This window comes from Methylophaga sp. UBA1464, from assembly GCF_002325665.1.
GTDB lineage: Bacteria > Pseudomonadota > Gammaproteobacteria > Nitrosococcales > Methylophagaceae > Methylophaga.
Map to the genome: position 1 here is coordinate 432 of NZ_DCSO01000083.1, position 2,192 is coordinate 2,623.

A 2,192-nucleotide genomic window follows, 5' to 3' on the forward strand; every position below is an offset into this window, starting at 1 on the left:
ACAGTGGTCGGTTTTTGCTCCTGTAAAAATAGGGGTGGATTTTGCTAAATATCAATAAACTCCGTTTCGGAAACCACCACCTGATTTCGACCGTTATTTTTAGCTTCATATAAAGCGACATCAGCTGCCTTGATTATGTCTGATTTTTCGATAAGCGTGTTATGCAGATAGGCCACACCACAGGAGGCTGTGATCGTTGGTAGCGGTTTATTTTGATATAAAAGTTCCAGTGAACTGATTTCCTGACAGAGTATTTGGGCGCGCTTTACCAAGTGGTCTTTGTTAATATCAGGCATGATAATAATGAATTCTTCGCCACCATAGCGACAGATAACATCACTGCTGCGAAAATGATTTTTGAGAATATTGGCATATTCGACAAGAACCAGATCACCAGCATCATGGCCATAATCATCATTAAATTTCTTAAAATGATCGATATCTGAGAGGATCAGACCCAGTCCATGCTGGGCTCGGGCACATCTGTGAATTTCACGCTCAAGGCTTTCCTCCATGAAACGTCTGTTAAACAGAGAGGTTAATGGGTCACGTACTGATTGTGATTGTAAAGCTTCTTTGAGTTTCAGGCTAACCAGTGATAAAGCAAGGTTATCAGCAGTAATTTTCACCAGACGCTTTCTGGACTCAACGTAATAGGTTTTCTCTTCTCCTACTTTATGTTTTGCACCATTAAATTCGATATGTAACATGCCAAGCATTTCACCCTGGGCAATTATCGGTTCACAGATATAGTTGCTCACACCTTCGCTGACATGCTTACATCGAAGTCTGCCATCGTTATCAAGAGTAGTGTGCTCCTTACCTTGACGTAGCGACCAACAGTCATCAGGAGCTATGACGGGTGCACTTTTAATATCATCTGTTATGCCCCATGTCGTCATCGATTCAACAAGTGTTTTCTTATCATTAAACAAATACAGTGCACCGGTACAATCTGGAAAGATCTGTTCTGCATAATATGAAACGATGGGGTAGGTTTCATCAACAGCTCTGCATACTTGGAGGTAAGAGTTAAGCTGATTGATGAGATTCATCTCATAGTTGTATTGTGTGAGTTCCTGATGAGACTTTTTCAGTTCATCTTCAGATAATTTTTGTTCAGTGATATCAGTTGAGGACCCAACAAAACCCGAAAAACGGCCATGGCCATCGATATAGGGTTCACCATGGTCGATAAAATGCCTGTATTCACCATCACGACGACGTAATCGGTATTCCATGGTAAAAGATTTGTAAGTCTCAAATGCATCCTTAAATACAGTCAGACAATAATCACGGTCGTCGGGATGTAAGGCATTGAACCAGGCTTTACCACCCATCTTTTCAACTTTTTCTCGTCCAATAAAATTTTTATATTGGTTATTTGTAAAAATTATATTGCCATGTATATCAGTTAGCCAAAGGGTAACTGGGGCATCTTCAGCCATCGTCTGGAAATTAATTTCTTCAAGTGAAATAGCGGGTGTTCCAGTGTTTACTTCATTCATACTTGAATTCAACTCCATTGTTGAACTGTCTCCATGTTTGAAAATTCATCCGGTGAAAATTTTATATAGCAAACAGACTTTATATAAGAGTTAATGCTTTTTTTTGTGCCTGTTTACTTTATATATGAATTAAGGATACACCATGTGAAGCAATAATCTGAATTAGGTCAATTCTTCTTGATAGTTATCAGCTGTAAATCGCGGGGTACATAATGCTAGAAATACCAGATCCTCATTACTGACATTGGTGATACGTTGGCGAGTATTTTCAGGAATAATAACAACATCTCCCGAAGTAACGGTATGAGGAGACAAATCACCGATCTCTACGATTCCCTGACCTTGAATAATCACATAACGTTCAGTGGTTGACTTTAACCGGTGCCACTGTGTGGTTACTCCGGGTGAAACCCTTGCTTGAGCAATTGATAACGCTTCATCTTCGATATCATTAGACAGTTCATTGATATAGCATCCTTCAATAAAATAGTATTCGTTATCGGCTTGAAATGGTTTTATTATGGGTTTCATAATGAAAATGTAATCATGTTTGGGGCCTTTTAGCAAAATATCGGGCAATCCAGATAAAAATCATGTTGAACGGATTTGGCATCATCTATGCAAAATTTTTCATGTCACCCTTAACGGAGGTGCTCCATGAAAACGTTCATGCTTCTTTTTGTA

Annotated in this window: 2 protein-coding genes; both read right to left on the minus strand. The window is 39.1% G+C overall.

Going from position 1 to position 2,192, the window contains the following annotated elements:
• Positions 1-44 precede the first annotated feature (44 nt).
• The gene (locus tag B3O33_RS10430) at positions 45-1,508 is read right to left on the minus strand and encodes a sensor domain-containing diguanylate cyclase (protein WP_292361914.1); all 1,464 of its coding nucleotides are present in this window, start codon (positions 1,506-1,508) and stop codon (positions 45-47) included.
• A 162-nt stretch (positions 1,509-1,670) separates the two neighbouring features.
• Positions 1,671-2,039, minus strand: a complete 369-nt coding sequence (locus tag B3O33_RS10435) for a cupin domain-containing protein (protein WP_292361915.1) — start codon at positions 2,037-2,039, stop codon at positions 1,671-1,673.
• Positions 2,040-2,192: the final 153 nt, after the last annotated feature.

Excerpts from the sequence above, each read along its gene's own strand:
- B3O33_RS10430 (WP_292361914.1), bottom strand. The coding sequence starts at position 1,508 with ATGAATGAAGTAAACACTGGAACACCCGCTATTTCACTTGAAGAAATT.
- B3O33_RS10435 (WP_292361915.1), bottom strand. The coding sequence starts at position 2,039 with ATGAAACCCATAATAAAACCATTTCAAGCCGATAACGAATACTATTTT.